Raw genomic sequence first — 16,873 nt, forward strand, 5'->3', positions numbered from 1 at the left:
GGCGTGACGGCCCGGGGCGGCCGGGCTCCGACGGCCCGGCCGCCCGGCGCGCTCGGGCGACACGTTGTGCTCAGGCGACGCGGCTCAGCCGTACGACCGGGATGTCCCGCTCGGTCTTCGCGCGATAGTCGGCGTACGGAGCGAAGAGCTCGACGAGGCCCGGCCAGACGCGTTCCTTCTCCTCGGCCGAGAGCGTGTCGGCGCGGGCCTCGAAGCGCTCGGGTCCGACCTGGATCCGTACGTCGGGCTCCGCCTCCAGATTGAGGTACCAGAGCGGGTGCCGGTCGGCGCCGCCGTTCGAGCCCACGATCAGGTAGTCCTCGCCGTCGCGGCCGTAGATGAGGACCGTGCGGCGCAGGCGGCCCGTACGACGGCCCCGGTAGTCGAGCAGCAGGCAGGGAGCGCCCTGCACCGTGGCGCCCTTGGTGCCGCCCGATTCCTCGTAGCGCCGGGCCTGATCGGCGACCCAGCCCTCGGGGCTGAGCGTGATGTCCTCGTGCTGTGCCATGCGTGGCCTTCCGACGTGTACGGGTGGGTGCGGTGACGTGGTGCTCAGAGGGCCAACACTCGGCGGAGCGCCGGGTGTTCCCGTGCCGGCCGCCCCGGTACCGATCACCAGCGGTCGGGGTCCGCGGCGAGTTGTCGCTTGGCGGTGCGGACCAGCTCGTCGTCGACGGCGGGGGCCTCCTGCGGGTGCCGCTCCGCCCAGCGCACGACGTACGGGCACAGCGGCACCACGACGACTCCGTCGCGCTCGGCGACGGCGTACAGTTCGCGCGCCAGGGAGCCGGCGATGCCCTTGCCCTCGTGGTCGGGCTCCACGACGGTGTGCACCGGCACGAGTCCGCCCTCGGGGCGGTCGAGCTCGAAGTACTCGATCCGGCCGACCACTTGGCCGTCCGATCGGGCCTCGAGCCGGCCGTTGCCCCGATCGTCCTCGATCACGATGTCGGTCATGGGCCCAGTGTCCGTCACGACCGGGTCCCTGTGCACCTGCGGCTCAGGCCTGTACGCGCGCGTGCGGGCTGCGCGCGGTGTCCGTCCCCGGGACCGGTGCGGAGGTGTCCGTGCCGAGCTCGACGATCCGGTTGCCGGCGTCGACGTGCACCACACTCGGGCGCAGCGCCCGCGCCTCGGCGTCGTCGACCTGCGCGTAGCTGATCAGGATGACCAGGTCGCCGGGGTGCACCAGATGGGCCGCGGCACCGTTGATACCGATCACGCCACTGCCACGCTCGCCCTCGATGACATAGGTCTCGAGCCGCGAACCGTTGGTGATGTCGACGATGTGGACCAGCTCACCGGGCAGCAGATCGGCGGCGTCCATCAGGTCCGCGTCGACGGTCACGGAGCCCACGTAATGCAGGTCCGCCTGGGTCACGGTGGCACGGTGAATCTTGGACTTGAACATGGTGCGCAGCATCGAAGTACTCCCGAGTCTCGGCTCCCTGCCTGCGTTATTGCAGGTCAAGGGCTGAGCCCGGAGCATACAGGGCGCCGCACTCCGGGGCTTGTGTCCCCGGTTCTGTGACGCTGGAGGAGCCGGCCGGTGCGAGGCCTGACCTGGGCGCCGGGCTACGGCACCAGCAGGACGCGGCCCAGGTTCGCGCGGGCGTCCAGGATCTCGTGGGCCTTGACGGCGTCGTCGAGTGGAATGCGCGCATGGACCGATGCGGTGAGGCGGCCCGTTGCGAAGAGGGCGGACCGTTCGTCGATGCCTTCGCGGGCCTCGGTGGGGCGTGCGGCTCGCCAGGCCATGATCAAGAAGCCGGTGACCGTGCGGAGGCCGACGAGGCTCGTCACCGGCACCTCCTCGCCCGGGGCCGGCTGCCCGAGAGCCCGCCGTCTCGCCCCGGTCGGGGTGACCGGGGCGAGCCGGCAGGCAAGCCTTGGTCCGTCAGGACGGGTTGTCGGCGTGGGTCAGGGTCTCCCAGGCGACGAAGAGGTTGTTGGAGCCGGCCGGGCGCTGTTGTTCGGTGAGGCGCTGGGTGTTGTCCATGGGGTGGCCGAGGCGGTTGTGCAGGGCGTTGTAGGCGACCTCGGTGATGGGGCCGAGCTTGTCCTTGAGGCTGCCGCCGCAGAGGTTTCCGGGTACGGACTCGCCCAGTTGGTACTTGGCGTGCAGGCCGAAGGCGTGCCGGAGGCGGTCGGCGACCTCCGGGTAGAGGTCCTCGCCCTGGATGCGGCTGGTCTCCGCGATGTGCGAGATGGCCGAGAATCCGTAGCCGGCGTGGGTGAGGTCGCGGCAGGTCTCCTGGGAGAGGCCGTTCATGAATGTGGACTGGCCGTGCCAGTAGTCGATGATCTTCTGCGGGGTGTCGAGTCCGCTGCCGGGTGCGGTCTTCGGCAGGGATCCGTCGGAGTCGAGGTAGATGTAGGCGGGCACGCGTCCGCGGAACTTCTCCACCGCCTTGTCGTAGACGCCCCGGTCCTCGAGGAAGACGGCGATGCCGATCGTCGCCTCGACCATGGTGAGCTCCCAATTGCCGTTGCTGTGCGAGCCGTTCACCACCTCGGGGAGGTAGACGTCGCGCAGCATCGTGCCGAAGCGGTCGGCGTTGGGCCAGCTCTCGTACGTGTACTTGATGATCTCGGCGGCGCGCGGCCAGGAGGAGGCGGCCCAACCGGTCTGCAGCGGAGCGTTGCTGTTGGTGTGATCCTTGATCACGGCGGACCAGGCGTCCATGATCTCGATCGACTTCTCGGCGTACTGCGGGTCCTCGGTGATGTACCAGGCGAGGGCGAGCGTGTACGCGGCGATCGCGTCCTCACGCTCGTCGGTGCAGCCGATGTTCGGGTCCGAGAAGGAGCCGCATTCGACGACCTCGCGGGGCTTCGCGGTGCGCGACAGCGAGGCGTACTTGCTGTCGAGCATCTGGTCGTAGGCGCCCTTCCAGGGCTGGTCGCCGGCGTTCACCTTCTCGCGTACGAAGTCGAGTTGGGGCCGGCTGACCAGTACGCCAGGGTGGGTGAACTCGGCCGGTGCGGCTGCGGCCGCGGCGGACGGCGCGGACTCCTCGGGGGCTGCGGAGGCCGGCGCGAGGAGGACCGCGGCGAGCACCGAGGCCAGGGTCGCGGCGACGGCCAGGAGGAGGGCTCGGGGGCGACGCAGGGCGCGGGAGCGGAGAGCTGAGGTACCGGGTCTACTGACGGCCGGGGGGATCGGGTCTTGGCGCATGGGGGGTGCCTTCCAGTGGGGGGACGCACGCTGGGGTGGTGCTGGTGGGGTCGTACTTGTGGGGGGTTGTACTCACGGAGTCGTGCTCGGCAAGTCGCCGCGGTCGTACGGGAGTTCACTGACATGAACGATGGTCGGGAGAGTGAACTGTCTGGTGCGTCAGGAAGCTAGACGCATGGCCCACCCGCGTCAAGAGGTGAATTCAAGGCATGAACGAAGGTCCCTGCGGACCGCGCACTTCAGGCCGGAGGTTCCTCCGGCTGGCCCGGCCCCGGTTCGCGCTCCTGCACCTCGACGTCCGAGATCTTCTGGGTGTCGCGGTCGATCTGCACGCGCACCTGGGTCGGCGAGTACTCGGGTTCGTCCGGGGCGCCCGATTCCTCCGTGGGGACCTTGCCGTCCTTCCACTTCAGGTCGACGAGGAACCAGCTGTGATTGTCGATCGTGGAGTCGTGGCCGACCTTGCCCGTGGCGGCCGGGGTGTTCCTCGACCCGGTCACGGCGTCGGCCTGACCGGTCCTCCTGCTGTCCCCCAGATCGTCGAGATAGTGCGCGCTCAGCCGCTGCTTCCGCAGCCGTTCCGGGCCGCCGGAGGGTCCGTCGAGCGCATCGAGGTACGTGTCGTAGAAACGCTTCAGCCTCTTCCCGGTCACGTCGGTGGCCGGTATCTCGCCGACCGGGGAGTCGCTCGGCTTCGGGGTCTCGGTGCGTACGGGGCTCTCGCCCGCCGTGCCGTCCGCACCCCCGCAGGCCCCGAGTGCGGCCGATGCCAGGAGCGAACCGGCCACCGCCAGCGCGCGGGACCGGTGGACGCCGCGCCTGCCCCGACGCGGCGTGCGGGCGGCGGGGTGGTGGTGATCGGCGGCGTGCGTCATGCGCGGCTTCCTCCTGCTGACGGTGCGTTCTCCGTGCTTCGGTGTTCCCGTGTTCCGGTGCCCCGGTTTCCCGAGCCCCGGTTCCCATGTTCCGGTTTCAGGTGTCCCGGTTTCCGATGTCCCGGTTCCCGTGTTCCGGCGTACAGGGCTGTCCAGTTCTGGACGCAGGAACCGGCCGTGCACGTTCCCTGGCGCGGGACCCGATGTACGAGGCAGGGCACCGCACAGCACGGATCCGCAGGCCACACCGGCTCCTCGGGCCCCGGGCGTCACGACATCTTCACTTCTCGGTGCAGGGCGCTGAACTGCGCTTCTGCCGCCGCGGGCGCCCCTTGTACGACCGTTTCCGGCCATCCGACCGCCCGGCCGCGCAACCGCGCCCGGTCCCCCGCGAGTCGTAGTACGTGTGAGTGCCGCACATGCCGGGCCGAGCCGCCCGGCACAGGCAACTCCGGCAGCAACACCCGACACAGCGCCCGTCTTTGGAGTCCGTACGTGCGAACCAGCGTGAAACGCCTCGGCGTGACCGCAGCGGCCGGCGCGGCCTGCGCCCTCCCCCTGACCTGGATGGCTCTCGGCGGAACCGCCGATGCCGACTGCGGTGGCCGGTCGGGCGACCCCGCGAAACCCGCCGCGTCCCCGCCGAGAACGGACTTCGACGGGGACGGCCACGAGGACGTGGTGACCCGCTCGCCCGAGAGCGAAGTGGCCGGAAAGGGCGGCGCGGGCTATGTGACCGTGGTCTACGGCTCATCCGGCGGACCCGACACCGGACACCACCAAGTGCTCTCCCAGAAAGGCGACGACACCCCGGGAGCGGTGGCCGACAATGCGGGCTTCGGCACCGGCGCCGTCGCCCGGGACTTCGACGGCGACGGGCTCACCGACCTCGCTGTCGCCGTGCGCCGGCACAGTGAGGACACCGGCTACCGCGACCCCCGCACACCCGGCGGCATCGTCCTCTTCTTCGGCTCCGAGGACGGACTCACCGATCCCACCGACGTCGAGTTCGACGGACATTTCGCCGGTGAGCTCTTCGCGGGTGGCGACTTCGACGGCAACGGCAAGGGCGATCTCGTCTGGGGCGTCGGCGAGGAGAAGGGGCTCCTGAAGGGGCCGTTCACCCGTGACGGAGTGCCGTCGGGCACCGGCGCCGTCCCCTCCGGCACACATCAGGCGAACTTCGACGACGACATGATCGCCGGTGATCTCACCGGCGACGGCATCGACGACCTCGTCGTCACCCAGAGCAGCGGAAAGACCGACAAGGAGCCGGCGCTCGTCGTCAAGGGCGGCCCGAAGGAACTGACCGCGGCGCGCCAGGGACGCCTCCCCTTCGGCAGGACCGCCGCCATCGCCGACTTCGACGGCGACGGCCACGGCGACCTCGCGGTCGAGCGGCAGCCGTTGGGGATCGTCAACAGGCCCAGCAGCACCATCGAGGTCGTCTACGGCTCCAAGTCCGGCCTCAGCAGCCGCTATACGGTGATCGACCAGGACACCGAGGGCGTACCGGGCAAGCGGAAGGCGAAGGACAACACCTTCGGCTCCGCCATGGACGCGGGAGATGTGAACGGTGACGGCTACGCGGATCTCGCGGTCGGCAACATGGGCCAGAGCGTGGCGGGCGAGTACCACGCCGGTGCGGTCACCGTGCTGCACGGCGGCGAGTGCGGTGTGACCGGCGCCGACGCCCGGCGGATCACCCTGGACACGTCCGGAGTGCCCGGAAAGCCTGCGTACATGCGGGAGTTCGGGATGTCCGTGAAGCTGCTCGACACGACCGGCGACGGGCACCTCGACCTCGCGGCCGGCGGCGACGGCTACGAGAAGGGCGTGGACAAGGTCTGGTCGGTGCCCGGCTCGGACAGCGGTCTGCGTCCGACGACCTCCCGTTCGTACGGCCCCAAGGACATCGCCGGCACGAAGATCTCCGGCAACACGATCGATTTCAGCCGCGGCTTCTCGCGTTGAGCGGGGACTCGCACAGCAGCCGCCGGGTGTGACTGTCGCTCGACTCATTCGTTTGGCGCCACGGAAGCAAGTCCGCTGCGACAAGGCGTGCCGGACGTCCAAGCCCGGAAGGCGCCCGCAGGGCACCACTCTCGCCGAGAAGGCTCCCGCCGGGGCCGGGCCCCGTGTGCGGGCGCGGCTCTCGGACGGCAACGAACTGGCGCCGGTGGGCGAGGCGGTCGGCGGTACGAGGTGAGGACCGCGGCCGGCGGTTTCGGGCGATGGGCGATCGGCAAGACGGGCGGCCTCAGGCGGCGATGTGGGCGGCGAGCCGTTCGCCCGCGGTGCGGGGCGGGCGGCCGAGCAGTTCGGCCAGCAGGGGGCCGGCCTCGGCGAAGTAGCCGGCGCGGGCGGCCTGGTACCAGCTGAGCATGAGCCGGGCCATCTGGTCCGGGACACCGGTCGCGATCTGGTCGGCGACCCACTGCTCGTCGTCCAGGACGATGCGCTCGACGGGCCGGCCGGTGAGGCCGGAGGCGATCTCGGCGAGATCGTCGAAGGTGACGGCGTTCGGCGCCGTGAGGTCGACGGGGCCGTCGACGGAGCGGTCACCGGCGAGAAGGACCGCGATGGCCTCGGCCGTGTCGGCGCGATCGGTGTAGGGGACGGGGCCGTCCTGCGGCTGGGCGATCACGCCGGTCCGCTGCCACGGGCCGAGTACCTGGTCGAGTGGGCCGTAGGCGCCGTTGCGCAGTGCGGTCCAGGCGGCGCCCGAGTCGTCGAGGAGCGCCTCGGTGGCGATGTGGACGTCCGACGGCCGGTACGGGTTGCCGGGGACGGCGCCCTGCTGGCTGGTGTAGAGGATGCGCCGTGCGCCGGCGGCGACCGCGGCCTCGATGGCGTTGCGGTGCAGGGCGACCATGTCGGCGTCCGGGTCGTTGCCGGACACCAGGAGGACCTGCTCGGCGCCGGCGAAGGAGTTGCGCAGCGCGGCCGGGTCCTCGTAGCTGCCCTGCCGTACGCGTACGCCGCGGTCGGCGAAGTGCTGCGCCTTGCTCGTGTCGCGGGCGCTGATGCCGATCCGGTCGGCGGGTACGCGCTCGAGGAGGTGCTCGACGGTGGTGCCGCCGAGCCCTCCGGTGCCACCGGTCACAACGATCATGCCTTTGGCCTTCGTACTCATAAGTTGACCCCTTGAGTCAGTTTCACTTCCTGCTGCGACCGTAGGTAAACTGACCGCCCTGGTCAAATTCTCTCGGCAGGCAGGAAGGGACGGTGAGTGCGGTGCCTTCGGGATCCCGGCTGCGCGCCGACGCCCGGCGCAACTCCGAACAGATCCGCTCCGCCGCGATCGGTGCCTTCCAGGGGCAGGGTCTGACGGTGCCGCTGGAGCAGGTCGCCGAGGCGGCAGGGGTGAGCAAGGCCACGATCTTCAATCGGTTCGGCGGGCGGATCGGCCTCATCGAAGCCGTCATCGAAGAACTCGTGGCGAGTGAGCTGTTCGCCGTGATCGACCGCGCTCGGGCCATCGATGACGTGAGCGAGCGGATCACGTACTACGTCACCGCGCTCCGCGACCTCCAGTACCGCCTGCCCGCGTTCAACGACGTGCTGTTGCAGACGTATCCGCATTCGCCTCAGCTGATGGAGATCTGCCGGGTCGGCAGCGAGGCCAACGAGGAGCTCATCGCGGCGGCGCAGCCCCTTGCCGCGCTGCGGCCGGAGTTCACGCCGGGCGATCTGCACGCACTCGTCGTGGACAACGCCCTCGCCCTCAAGCACGGCGAGCGGCCCTCCCGGGACGACTACGACCGCCGCACGGGCTATCTCCTGGACGGTATCCGAGGCCGCTGCGCCGCTTCCGGCGGACCACAGCCACGCTCTTGACCCGGTGGTCGCGCGTCGACCGGACAGACCTAGTCCGTCGTCTGTTCCTTCGCCGCGGTCCGGGCGATGTTGCGCGCCATGCCGCCGAACACGACGGAGTGGAAGGGCGCGACGCTCCACCAGTAGGCGTGGCCGAGCAGGCCCCGTGGGTGGAAGAGCGCGCGCTGGCGGTAGCGGGTGCGCCCGGCCGCATCCCGCTCCGCGTACATCTCCAGCCAGGCGAGACCGGGCAGGCGCATCTCCGCGCGCAGCCGCAGCAGCCGTCCGTGCTCGATCTCCTCGACCCGCCAGAAGTCGAGCGAGTCGCCGACCCGCAGATGCCGGGCGTCGCGCCGGCCGCGGCGCAGTCCGACTCCGCCGACGAAGCGGTCGAGGAGGCCCCGGATTGCCCAGGCCAACGGGAAGGAGTACCAGCCGTTCTCGCCGCCGACGCCCTCGATGACACGCCAGAGTGCCTGCGGCGACGCGTGCACGGTGCGGACGCGGCGGTCGGTGTAGAGGCTGCCGCCCGCCCAGTCGGGGTCGGTCGGCAAGGGGTCGCTGGGCGCACCGGGCACCGCGGCCGATGACCAGCGGGTGGCCACCTGGGCGTCGCGGATCTTCTGCAGGGCCAGGGTGAGCGATTCGGCGAAGGGCAGCGGACAGCCGGGCGGGTCCGGGACGTGGCGGGCAATGTCGTGCTCCCGGCAGACCACCTCGTACCGCAGGGATTCGGCGAGCGGTCGGGCGATGGCGCTCGGCACCGGTGTGACCAGGCCGATCCAGTGGCTGGACAGGCCGGGTGTCAGGACGGGTACAGGCAGGATCAGCCGATGCGGCAGCCCGGCCACCGTGGCGTAGGTGCGCATCATGTCGGCGTATGTGATGACGTCGGGGCCGCCGATGTCGAAGGTGCGGTGCACGTCGTCGGGCAGGGCCGCACATCCCACGAGATAGCGCAGCACGTCACGGACCGCGATGGGCTGGATCCGGGTCCGTACCCAGCTGGGTGTGACCATGACCGGCAGCCGTTCGGTGAGGTAACGCAGCATCTCGAACGATGCCGAGCCGGATCCCACGATGACGGCGGCACGTAGGACGGCGGTCGGCACGCCCGAGTCGAGGAGGATCCGGCCGACCTCGGCGCGGGAGCGCAGATGCGGCGAGAGCGTCGAATCCGGGCGGTCGGTGGGGGTGAGTCCGCCGAGGTAGACGATGCGGCGTACGCTCTGGGCCCGGGCCTGTTCGCCGAAGATGCGGGCGGCCGTGCGGTCCGTCTCCTCGAAGCCCCGGCCGCCGCCGAGGGCGTGCACCAGGTAGTAGGCGCAGTCTATGTCCCTCAGCGCCGCGGCGACCGACGGCGGATCGGTGACATCGCCGCGCACGATCTCCACGTCGCCGGCCCAGGGCTGGTCGCGGAGCTTGTCGGGCGTACGGGCCAGGCAGCGGACCCGGTGGCCGGCGTCGAGCAGCTCCGGGACGAGGCGTCCGCCGATGTACCCGGTCGCGCCGGTGACCAGACAGTGCCGTGGGCGGGTGCTGTCCTCGGCGTGCACATGCGCCTCCGCCTGGTGTCCGCTGTTGCGGGTGTCCGGTGTCGTGGTCCGGCCGCGCGGTGATCTGCCGATTGTCCTGCCGGGTGCGGCCGGTCGCCTCCGGGGAGACGTGCTGCGCCGTACCGGTCAGGAACTGCGCCGTACCGGTCAGGATCAAAGAAGCGCAGGTCCCGGCCGCAGGACTAGCGTCGTGAGCATGACTTCCATCGCATCCGTCACCCTCGGGGTGGCCGACACCGACGCCGCCGGAGACTTCCACGACAAGGCCTTCGGCCCGGTCCCCGCGCTGCGGTTGCAGCCGTCCGACGAGCCGTCCACCGGCTTTCGCGGATTCACACTGTCGCTCGTGGTGTCCCAGCCGGCGAACGTCCGCGCGTTCTTCGACGCCGCCGTCGATGCCGGGGCCGAGACGCTGAAGCCCGCGGCCAAGTCGCTCTGGGGCTTCGGTGGCGTCGTCCGGGCCCCCGACGGCACGATCTGGCAGATCGCCTCCTCGTCGAAGAAGGACACCGGCCCGGCGGCCCGGGAGTTCGACGAGTTCGTGCTGTTGCTGGGCGTCGCCGACGTCTCGGCGAGCAAGCAGTTCTACGTCGAGCGGGGCCTGACCGTCGGCAAGGGCTTCGGCAGCAAGTACGTGGAGTTCGACACCGAGGGCGGAACTGAGCTCGTGGCTGACGGGAGACCAGATCGCAGACGCCAGCCTGTGCGTCTCAGAACTGGCCACCAATGTCATCCGGCACGATTCGGAGACGGCGACCGAGTTCCACGTTCGCCTGACTCACGCCGACCAGGCTGTCCGCGTAGAGGTTCACAGCTGTGGCGCCTGGCGTCTCGCCACCGAGGTGTCGAGCCAGGTGAGCGCTTCCGGTCGAGGGCTGAAGCTCGTGAGGGCGTTCGCGGACGACTGCGGCATCGACACGTCGCCGCCATCTCTCGTCGCCTGGGCCGAGTTCAAGATCGGCAGCTGAACCATGTCGGCATCCGAAGGACGGCGTCAGTCAGCAGTTGGACCCGTCGGACTGCGGTTCGAACCTTGGAGACTCGAAGTCGACAGCACCGGAAGCCCGCCCATCCACGAGGCCGAGTGCACCACCTGCAACGCCGCCTCAGGAGCAGCAGACGACAAAGCTGAACCGGAGTTGTGGTGCCTGCGCCACGCCGGGCGCACCGGGCACAGCGGGTTCCGCGGCATCACGACCACGTTCTTCCGGGCCACCCGGCTCGGCTAGGGCAAGATCACCGACTTGCCCCTTCCTGGCCATCTGGTCGTACGCCGGATCGAGGGCGTGAGACCCCCAAGAGACAGGAACTTCGCGTGTTCATCGACATCCCGAGCGAACTCGAAGCCGCTCTGATCGACCTTCCTCTCCCGACGTGGGAACTGGACGGCTCGTTCCTGGCGAAGTCCACCATGGATCGGTACCGGACCGTGCTGACAGCCACCCCGAGATTCGAGGAGACTGCCGCGAAACTGCGCCACGCGCTGACCGGAGCAGGCGGCGGATACGCCGTACTGCGCCTGGGAAACCTCGCCAAGGCTCTTGGGACCGGCGACCGGTTCCAGCGGCTGGCGACGGGCTTCGCGGCCGAGGTGGCGGTCCCCTTCTCGCCCTTCCCGCGCTGGCCCTTGTGGAAGGGCATCGGGGTCAAGGTCGACAAGAACCCCGGCAAGTCCAGCGGCATCGGGTACAACGCGTTCCACATGGACCTGGTGAACGCCACCCGGCCCCCGGACTACACCACCCTCCTGTGCATTCGGCCAGACCCGCTCGGCGGCGGCCCCAGCATCCTCTCCGACTCCCACGCGGCGGTGGCCCGGCTGTCGGCGGACAGCCGCGCCCTGCTAGCCGAGTCGGCCTATCACTACGGGACCTTCTTCGACCTGCTCGGCGTGGGCAAGGAGTACAAGCCGTTTCCGATCCTGGATGGCTCCGCCCCGGGCGAGGGGTTCGTCCGGTTCACCGCCAAGATGCTGGAGCGGTCCGAGCTCGGCCAGGCGCATGCCGGCGCTGCCCGGGAGCTGGCCGGGGAACTGGTCCGGGGCCAGGTCTCCTTCTTACTCCAGCCCGGGGACTACCTGATCGTGGATCAGCGCCGCTTCCTGCACTTCATCACCGTCGACAACCTGCGCGCCGCGGTGACGAAGCTGGTCAACGCCACCTTCGCCGCCCGCGACACCGCCTGGTGGGGACGGGGCACGGCGTGCGCGTCGGACTCGAAGAAGTTCGGGGCCTGGTCGTCGAACTTCATGACCGAGTACCACGCCCGCTACGGCGGCAACGGCGTGATGATCTACTGGCACGTCGAGAAGAAGAACCTCTGCATCTACTCCCAGCTCAAATCCTGTTCGTCGTCCGAGGTCGCGGCGATGATCGAGGGCCTTTTGCGGCACTGCACGGACGCCGAGATCGAGTCCCAGTACGTCGACACCCACGGCGCCTCCGTCGTTGGCTTCGCCTTCACCGAGCTGCTGAACTTCCGGCTGCTGCCGCGGCTGAAGAACATCGGCAGCATCCGCCTGTACCGCCCGGACGACAGCCCGCCCGGCTGGCCGGCGCTCGGCGGCTCGCTGACCCGCCCGATCCGCTGGGAGCTGATCGAGCAGCAGTATGACCAGCTGGTGAAGTACGCCACCGCGCTCCGCCTCGGCACCGCGGAGGCCGAGCAAGTCCTGCGCCGCTTCACCCGCGGCGGGCCCAAGCACCCCACCTACGCCGCGCTCGAAGAGCTCGGCCGCGCGGTCCGCACGATCTTCGCCTGTGACTACCTCGCCAGCCCCGAGCTGCGCCGCGAGATCCACGGCGGCCTGCAGGTCGTGGAGAACTGGAACAGCGCGAACACCGTGCTGCACTACGGCAAGGACGGCGCCCTGACCGGCCCGGACAAGGAGCACGCCGAGACCTCGATGCTCGCGCTGCACCTGCTGCAGTCCGCGCTCGTGCACGTCAACACGCTGCTCGTGCAGCAGATCCTCGCCGAACCCGCCTGGGCGAAGAAGCTGAGCGACGAGGACCGGCGCGGCCTGACCGCCTTGTTCTGGTCGAACGTCAACCCGTACGGCACCTTCCGCCTGGACATGGACAAGCGCCTCGACCTGGGCCTTGCCGTGCCCCGCCCCCGCACCCCGGCGGACGCCGCCGCCCGATCCAGCACGGAGAGACGATGAAGGACTTCGCCGACCTCACCGACCCGAGGATGAACGAGGCCGCCTGGCGAGCGCTCGACCTGATGCGCGCCTACGCCGCCCGCGACCGCGCCGCAGTCGCCGAGCACCTCGCGCACCTGGAGGACGCCCAGCTGCAGTACGCCGGCGGCGTGCTCATCACGGTGTACAACGGCACCCGCCAGGTCCTTGCCGACACCGGCCGGTTCTCGCCATGCCTTTCTACGGCAGGTTAGTCGGTCTCGTCGCGGACGTCCTTGCCCTGCTCAGCGAAGCGCTTGAAGTCCTGCATGTGCTGTTCGGACTGCTTGCGGAAGGCGCCGGGCATCAGCAGTCCCACCAGCCGCATCATCAGGCCGCTGAACCGGTATTCGCTCTCCTGCTCCCAGAGCGTGGTCTCCGGGCCGGCTTCGGTCAGGCGGTCGCGCACGGCGCTCCACATGCCCTTGCTGACGATCTCGCGGTCGTAGTGAACGACGCTGCCAGTCGGGATCTGGTGCAGGTCTGCCGGTTCCCGGCGGGTGATGGTCTCGGTGGCCTCGATCCGCTGCTTGCCCATCTGCATCACGACGCGCGAGGTGGTGCCGAGCTCTCCGTGCTTGCCGTTCTGCGGCTCGTGCAGCACCATGCCCCGCAGCCACTTCGGCAGGTGTGCCGGGTCGGCCAGGAGCTGGACCACTGTCTCCCGGGGCAGGGCGATCTCGGTCGTGACGGTGTACTTCATGGGCTTTCGCTCTTTTCCTTGCCGGTGTGGGACAACCTGGTGTTGTCGTGCTCGTGAGTGCCGCGTAGGACGGTCGGTCCGTCGCAGCGGGAGGGTCAGGTCGGGTCGGGTACGTAGAACTTGGTGGTGGCCTCGACGGCGGCCGCGACGTGGTCTGGTTCGCCACCGGCGGCCAGGTGAGCCTGGCCCCAGGCCACGGCGCTGCGGCGGCCGAACTCGCGCCCCTGGGGCGACTGCTCGAACTCTTCGTGATCGGTGATCTCGCCGCCGGCCAGGAACTGGGACAGGCCGATCAGGGACAGGTCCCAGCCGACGCCCCCGGCGCCGGGGCCGTAGGTCGGGAACAACGGCTCCTCGACGAAGGCCGCGTGGATCAGCTCGAACTCGGTGTCGTCGGCGGGTCCCGGGGTCAGGCGCACCTCCACCTCGCTCATGCCGGCGAAGGCGTCGCCGTCCGGTCCGCAGAGCCAGGAAACCTTGAGCAGACGCGGCGGCTCGCACGTGAGGATCTCGCCGTAGGCGCCAGCGTCCAACGCGAAATGTCCTCCAGGCCGCAGGTCCCCGGTGACCGGCTGCAACCAGCGGCGCAGCCGCTCAGGGCTGGTGATGGCGTCCCACACATCATCGATCTCCGCGTCGTAGCGACGCCGCAGCTCAATGGTGTACGCCTCACCGGCGGGCACACTGCCCTTGCCCATCGTCCGGCGCACGGCGGCCAGCTCGTCGAACACGTCTTTCATGTCATGTCTCTTTCGGTGGTGCATCGGTGTTGCCCGAATCCGTGCCGGAACCGGCAGGCTGGACGGCCTCCCCGCCGGCTCGCCGGCGTGCACGTTTGCCCCGGGCCAGCTCGGTGCCCAGGGCGTCGAGGCGTTGGTCCCAGAACCGGCGAAACCTCTCCAGCCAGGCATCGACCTCACTCAGCGGCTCCGGCTCGACGGCGTAGAACCGGCGCGTGCCCGCAGCGCGCACTGACGCGAACCCGCTGTCACGCAGCACCCGCAGATGCTGGGAGACAGCCGGCTGGGAGATAGCGAACTCGGACCGGATGACCTCCGTGATCGCCCCGGAGGTCTGCTCACCGTCGGCGAGCAGCTCCAGAATGCGCCGGCGCACGGGGTCACCGAGTATGTCGAATGCGTGCACGACAGCAACTGTACCGGTCGACACTTATATAAGTCAAAACTGTCTTTGATGTCAGTGCTGTGCCGACGCGTAGGCATACCGGGGCCCCGTACGGCATTGCTCCAGGATTCAACGCTAAGGATTGATCTTGTCGGCGCCCCGGGTTTCCGTTTCACAGGTGGTCGCCTGTGAAACACCCCGCCCGCCGACACGCGACCTGCGGCGATCATGTTTCATGAGTTGTTGCAAACGGCGGGACGGATGAAACACCCTCATGAAACGATCCGGGGGTGAATCCGGACCCCCACACCCTCGTTGAGGCGCACACCTGCCCGATGTCTTCCTGCGCCGCCCCGGCCGGCTCGCCGTGCCGCACCGGCAAGGGCAAGGTCGCCGTCCAGTACCACACCGCCCGCTTCCGCCTGGTGCCCCAGCTCGCCAAGACCCTCAACGTCCCCACCCCACCCGTACGCAAGCCCGGCGCCGTCTGGGTGGAGCTGCCGCGGCCACGGGCCGCCGGCGCCGAGGTAACCGGACACGTCCGGCTCGGATACGCCCGCGCCTCCACCGCCCGCCAGTCCCTCGACGCCCAGCTCGACTCCCTCGCCGAGGCCGGGGTGACCCGCGTCTTCTCCGAGAAGATCTCCACCCGCGTCACGAAGCGGCCCGAGCTCGACAGGGCCGTCACGCTCGCCCGGGAGTTGCGCGCGTCCGGTGTCGCGGTGACCCTCGTCGTCCACGAGCACAAGCGCCTCGGCCGCGGCATCGACCTCGCCACCCTCGCCGAAGACCTCAAGGCATCCGAGGTGGGGCTGGAGCTCCTGACCGGCGAGCTCCAAGGCCAGCACGACCCTTCCGGGGTGGTGTTCACCGTGCTCGCCGCGCTGTCCGGCATGGAACGCGAGTACATCCGCGACCGCACCCTCGAAGGCCACGAGTCGGCCCGCAAGCGCGGCAAGACCATCGGCGGCGCCACCGTCGCCGACCCCGACATGCTCACCATGGCCCTGCACTACCGCGATCAAGGGCTGAGCCTGCGGGACATGGCCGCGAAGCTCGTCATCACCACCGGCAAGAAAAAGGGTCAGCATCCCTCGCCGGCCACCGTCATGCGGATGCTCCGCGACCACGACGAGCAGGCCGCCACCGCGGCGAGTACGTGATCACCCCGCTACTTTGCACCGTGGGTCAGAGATAGGAGCCCGGGGCCCTGTACAAGCGCAAGGGCCTGGCGAAGGTGGCCGGCATCGCCCCCGACGGCAGCGGTTCGCACCGGCTGACGATCGGCGGCGACACCGAGCCGTTCACGGACCCGGACGGCTTCGCCTGGGAGCACGCGCCCCGCCCCGCCTCCCGCTGACGGCACCCTTCGGAGGTCGACGCGCTTCTCCGACCGCCGCTCACCGCCCCCGCGAGGGCGCACTCGAGCCGCGCACGACCAGCTCCGGCTCCAGGACCACCCTGCGGTGGTCGTGGCCCCCGGGGAGCGGAGGATCCGCCGTCTCCTCCAGGAGGAGGCCCGCCGCCATCGCGCCCATCGTGACGGCCGGCTGACGCACCGAGGTGAGCGGTACGGCCGCGGCCGCGGCGAAGTCGATGTCGTCGTAGCCGACGATGGCGATGTCCTCGGGCACCCGCAGGCCCGCCGCGTACAGGGACTGCAGTACGCCGAGGGCGAGCAGGTCGTTGGCGCAGAACACCGCGGTGGGGCGGTCCGGGAAGCCGAGCAGCCTGGCCCCCGCATCGCGTCCCGCCGCCACGTCGAGGCGTTCGGTGACCACCTCGCGCAGGGCGTCCGGGGTGCGGCCGGCCTCGGCGAGTGCCTGCAGCGCGCCGGTGCGGCGGTCGCGGACCTGGTTGAGGTTCTCCGGCCCGCTGACGTACGCGATCGAGCGGTGTCCGGTGTCCAGGAGGTGCCGTACCGCGAGCGCACCGCCGGTCACGTCGTCCACGGAGACCGAGCAGCCGTCGGTCTCGTCCGCGACCCGGTCGACGAGGACGAAGGGGATGCCGTGCCGGCGGAACGCCTCGATGTTGCGGCCCGTGGCGTCCGCCGGGGTCAACAGGACGCCCCGTACTCGCTGTTCGGCGAAGAGGGACAGGTACTCCGCCTCCTCGGTACGGCTCTGGGCGCTGTTGCACACCAGGACGCCGAGTCCCGCGGCACGCGCGGCGCGTTCGGCACCGCGCGTGACGTCGACGAAGAACGGGTTGCCCATGTCGAGCACGACGAGTCCCACCACCCGGCTGCGTCCGGCGCGCAGTTGGCGTGCCGACTCGCTGCGGACGTAGCCGAGCCGCTCGATGGTGTACAGGACTCGGGTGCGGGTCTCCGGGCCGACGGTGTCCGGCCGGTTGATGACGTTGGACACCGTGCCGACCGACACTCCGGCGGCGCGGGCGACGTCCTTGATTCCCACCGGCTGGGTCACG

18 protein-coding genes and 3 pseudogenes are annotated in these 16,873 nt (G+C 70.1%); 9 read left to right on the forward strand and 12 right to left on the reverse strand.

Annotated features, from left to right (window positions below):
- Positions 1 to 70 precede the first annotated feature (70 nt).
- The 6 genes from DY218_RS16925 to DY218_RS34255 all read right to left on the reverse strand — a co-directional run bounded on the left by DY218_RS16925 (position 71) and on the right by DY218_RS34255 (position 4,053).
- A complete protein-coding gene (locus tag DY218_RS16925; RefSeq protein ID WP_128556889.1) occupies positions 71 to 508 on the reverse strand; it encodes a nitroreductase family deazaflavin-dependent oxidoreductase in 438 nt (145 codons plus the stop codon).
- Between the two features lie 104 nt (positions 509 to 612).
- Entirely contained in the window at positions 613 to 957 is a 345-nt protein-coding gene (locus DY218_RS16930) for a GNAT family N-acetyltransferase (RefSeq protein ID WP_128556890.1), read from the reverse strand.
- Between the two features lie 43 nt (positions 958 to 1,000).
- Positions 1,001 to 1,423: an aspartate 1-decarboxylase gene (panD, locus tag DY218_RS16935; RefSeq protein ID WP_128556891.1), complete on the reverse strand. Its 423-nt coding sequence runs from the start codon at positions 1,421 to 1,423 to the stop codon at positions 1,001 to 1,003.
- A gap of 152 nt (positions 1,424 to 1,575) precedes the next feature.
- Complete coding sequence (locus DY218_RS35185) at positions 1,576 to 1,803, reverse strand: hypothetical protein (protein WP_233521653.1); 228 nt, start codon at positions 1,801 to 1,803, stop codon at positions 1,576 to 1,578.
- Between the two features lie 94 nt (positions 1,804 to 1,897).
- A complete protein-coding gene (locus DY218_RS16945; protein WP_407703637.1) occupies positions 1,898 to 3,061 on the reverse strand; it encodes an alginate lyase family protein in 1,164 nt (387 codons plus the stop codon).
- Between the two features lie 356 nt (positions 3,062 to 3,417).
- The gene (locus tag DY218_RS34255; RefSeq protein ID WP_158574051.1) at positions 3,418 to 4,053 is read right to left on the reverse strand and encodes a hypothetical protein; all 636 of its coding nucleotides are present in this window, start codon (positions 4,051 to 4,053) and stop codon (positions 3,418 to 3,420) included.
- A 495-nt stretch (positions 4,054 to 4,548) separates the two neighbouring features.
- On the opposite strand from DY218_RS34255, the gene DY218_RS34260 reads away from it, so the two are divergent.
- Positions 4,549 to 6,027: an FG-GAP and VCBS repeat-containing protein gene (locus DY218_RS34260; protein ID WP_158574053.1), complete on the forward strand. Its 1,479-nt coding sequence runs from the start codon at positions 4,549 to 4,551 to the stop codon at positions 6,025 to 6,027.
- A 286-nt stretch (positions 6,028 to 6,313) separates the two neighbouring features.
- Here the strand turns inward: DY218_RS34260 and DY218_RS16955 are convergent, their stop codons facing one another.
- The gene (locus DY218_RS16955) at positions 6,314 to 7,168 is read right to left on the reverse strand and encodes an NAD(P)H-binding protein (protein WP_128556894.1); all 855 of its coding nucleotides are present in this window, start codon (positions 7,166 to 7,168) and stop codon (positions 6,314 to 6,316) included.
- A 113-nt stretch (positions 7,169 to 7,281) separates the two neighbouring features.
- Here DY218_RS16955 and DY218_RS16960 point away from each other — a divergent pair, with 113 nt between their 5' ends.
- A complete protein-coding gene (locus tag DY218_RS16960; RefSeq protein ID WP_128556895.1) occupies positions 7,282 to 7,893 on the forward strand; it encodes a TetR/AcrR family transcriptional regulator in 612 nt (203 codons plus the stop codon).
- A 29-nt stretch (positions 7,894 to 7,922) separates the two neighbouring features.
- On the opposite strand, the gene DY218_RS16965 is transcribed toward DY218_RS16960, so the two are convergent.
- Positions 7,923 to 9,428 carry an SDR family oxidoreductase gene (locus DY218_RS16965; protein ID WP_128556896.1) on the reverse strand — a complete coding sequence of 502 codons (1,506 nt, stop codon included), beginning with the start codon at positions 9,426 to 9,428 and terminating at the stop codon, positions 7,923 to 7,925.
- Between the two features lie 196 nt (positions 9,429 to 9,624).
- Here DY218_RS16965 and DY218_RS16970 point away from each other — a divergent pair.
- The 5 genes and pseudogenes from DY218_RS16970 to DY218_RS16990 form a co-directional block, all read left to right on the forward strand.
- Positions 9,625 to 10,086, forward strand: a pseudogene (locus DY218_RS16970) (glyoxalase); the annotation flags it as partial.
- 313 nt (positions 10,087 to 10,399) lie between these two features.
- On the forward strand, positions 10,400 to 10,657 hold the full coding sequence (locus DY218_RS35940) for a DUF7848 domain-containing protein (RefSeq protein ID WP_456341172.1): 258 nt from the start codon (positions 10,400 to 10,402) through the stop codon (positions 10,655 to 10,657).
- Between the two features lie 182 nt (positions 10,658 to 10,839).
- Positions 10,840 to 11,523 (forward strand): annotated as a pseudogene (locus tag DY218_RS35860) (TauD/TfdA family dioxygenase); the annotation flags it as partial.
- A 9-nt stretch (positions 11,524 to 11,532) separates the two neighbouring features.
- A pseudogene (locus DY218_RS35865) lies at positions 11,533 to 12,594 on the forward strand (transposase); the annotation flags it as partial.
- Complete coding sequence (locus DY218_RS16990) at positions 12,591 to 12,827, forward strand: hypothetical protein (protein ID WP_128556897.1); 237 nt, start codon at positions 12,591 to 12,593, stop codon at positions 12,825 to 12,827. The pseudogene DY218_RS35865 and the gene DY218_RS16990, both read left to right, overlap by 4 nt.
- On the opposite strand, the gene DY218_RS16995 is transcribed toward DY218_RS16990, so the two are convergent.
- The 3 genes from DY218_RS16995 to DY218_RS17005 all read right to left on the reverse strand — a co-directional run bounded on the left by DY218_RS16995 (position 12,824) and on the right by DY218_RS17005 (position 14,461).
- Positions 12,824 to 13,315, reverse strand: a complete 492-nt coding sequence (locus tag DY218_RS16995) for an SRPBCC family protein (RefSeq protein WP_128556898.1) — start codon at positions 13,313 to 13,315, stop codon at positions 12,824 to 12,826. The two genes, DY218_RS16990 and DY218_RS16995, sit on opposite strands and share 4 nt — an antisense overlap.
- Before the next feature lie 95 nt (positions 13,316 to 13,410).
- The gene (locus DY218_RS17000; RefSeq protein ID WP_128556899.1) at positions 13,411 to 14,055 is read right to left on the reverse strand and encodes an SRPBCC family protein; all 645 of its coding nucleotides are present in this window, start codon (positions 14,053 to 14,055) and stop codon (positions 13,411 to 13,413) included.
- Position 14,056: 1 nt separating this feature from the next.
- Positions 14,057 to 14,461 carry an ArsR/SmtB family transcription factor gene (locus DY218_RS17005; protein ID WP_128556900.1) on the reverse strand — a complete coding sequence of 135 codons (405 nt, stop codon included), beginning with the start codon at positions 14,459 to 14,461 and terminating at the stop codon, positions 14,057 to 14,059.
- A gap of 269 nt (positions 14,462 to 14,730) precedes the next feature.
- Between DY218_RS17005 and DY218_RS17010 the strand changes: the two genes are divergently transcribed.
- Entirely contained in the window at positions 14,731 to 15,603 is an 873-nt protein-coding gene (locus tag DY218_RS17010; protein ID WP_456341173.1) for a recombinase family protein, read from the forward strand.
- Positions 15,604 to 15,677: 74 nt separating this feature from the next.
- Positions 15,678 to 15,800: a hypothetical protein gene (locus tag DY218_RS17015; protein ID WP_407703638.1), complete on the forward strand. Its 123-nt coding sequence runs from the start codon at positions 15,678 to 15,680 to the stop codon at positions 15,798 to 15,800.
- A 40-nt stretch (positions 15,801 to 15,840) separates the two neighbouring features.
- Here the strand turns inward: DY218_RS17015 and DY218_RS17020 are convergent, their stop codons facing one another.
- Positions 15,841 to 16,872, reverse strand: coding sequence for a LacI family DNA-binding transcriptional regulator (locus tag DY218_RS17020; RefSeq protein WP_128556902.1), 1,032 nt, complete (start codon positions 16,870 to 16,872; stop codon positions 15,841 to 15,843).
- Position 16,873: the final 1 nt, after the last annotated feature.

Origin of the sequence: Streptomyces triticagri (assembly GCF_003429565.1) — a bacterium.
GTDB classification, from domain to species: Bacteria; Actinomycetota; Actinomycetes; order Streptomycetales; family Streptomycetaceae; genus Streptomyces; species Streptomyces triticagri.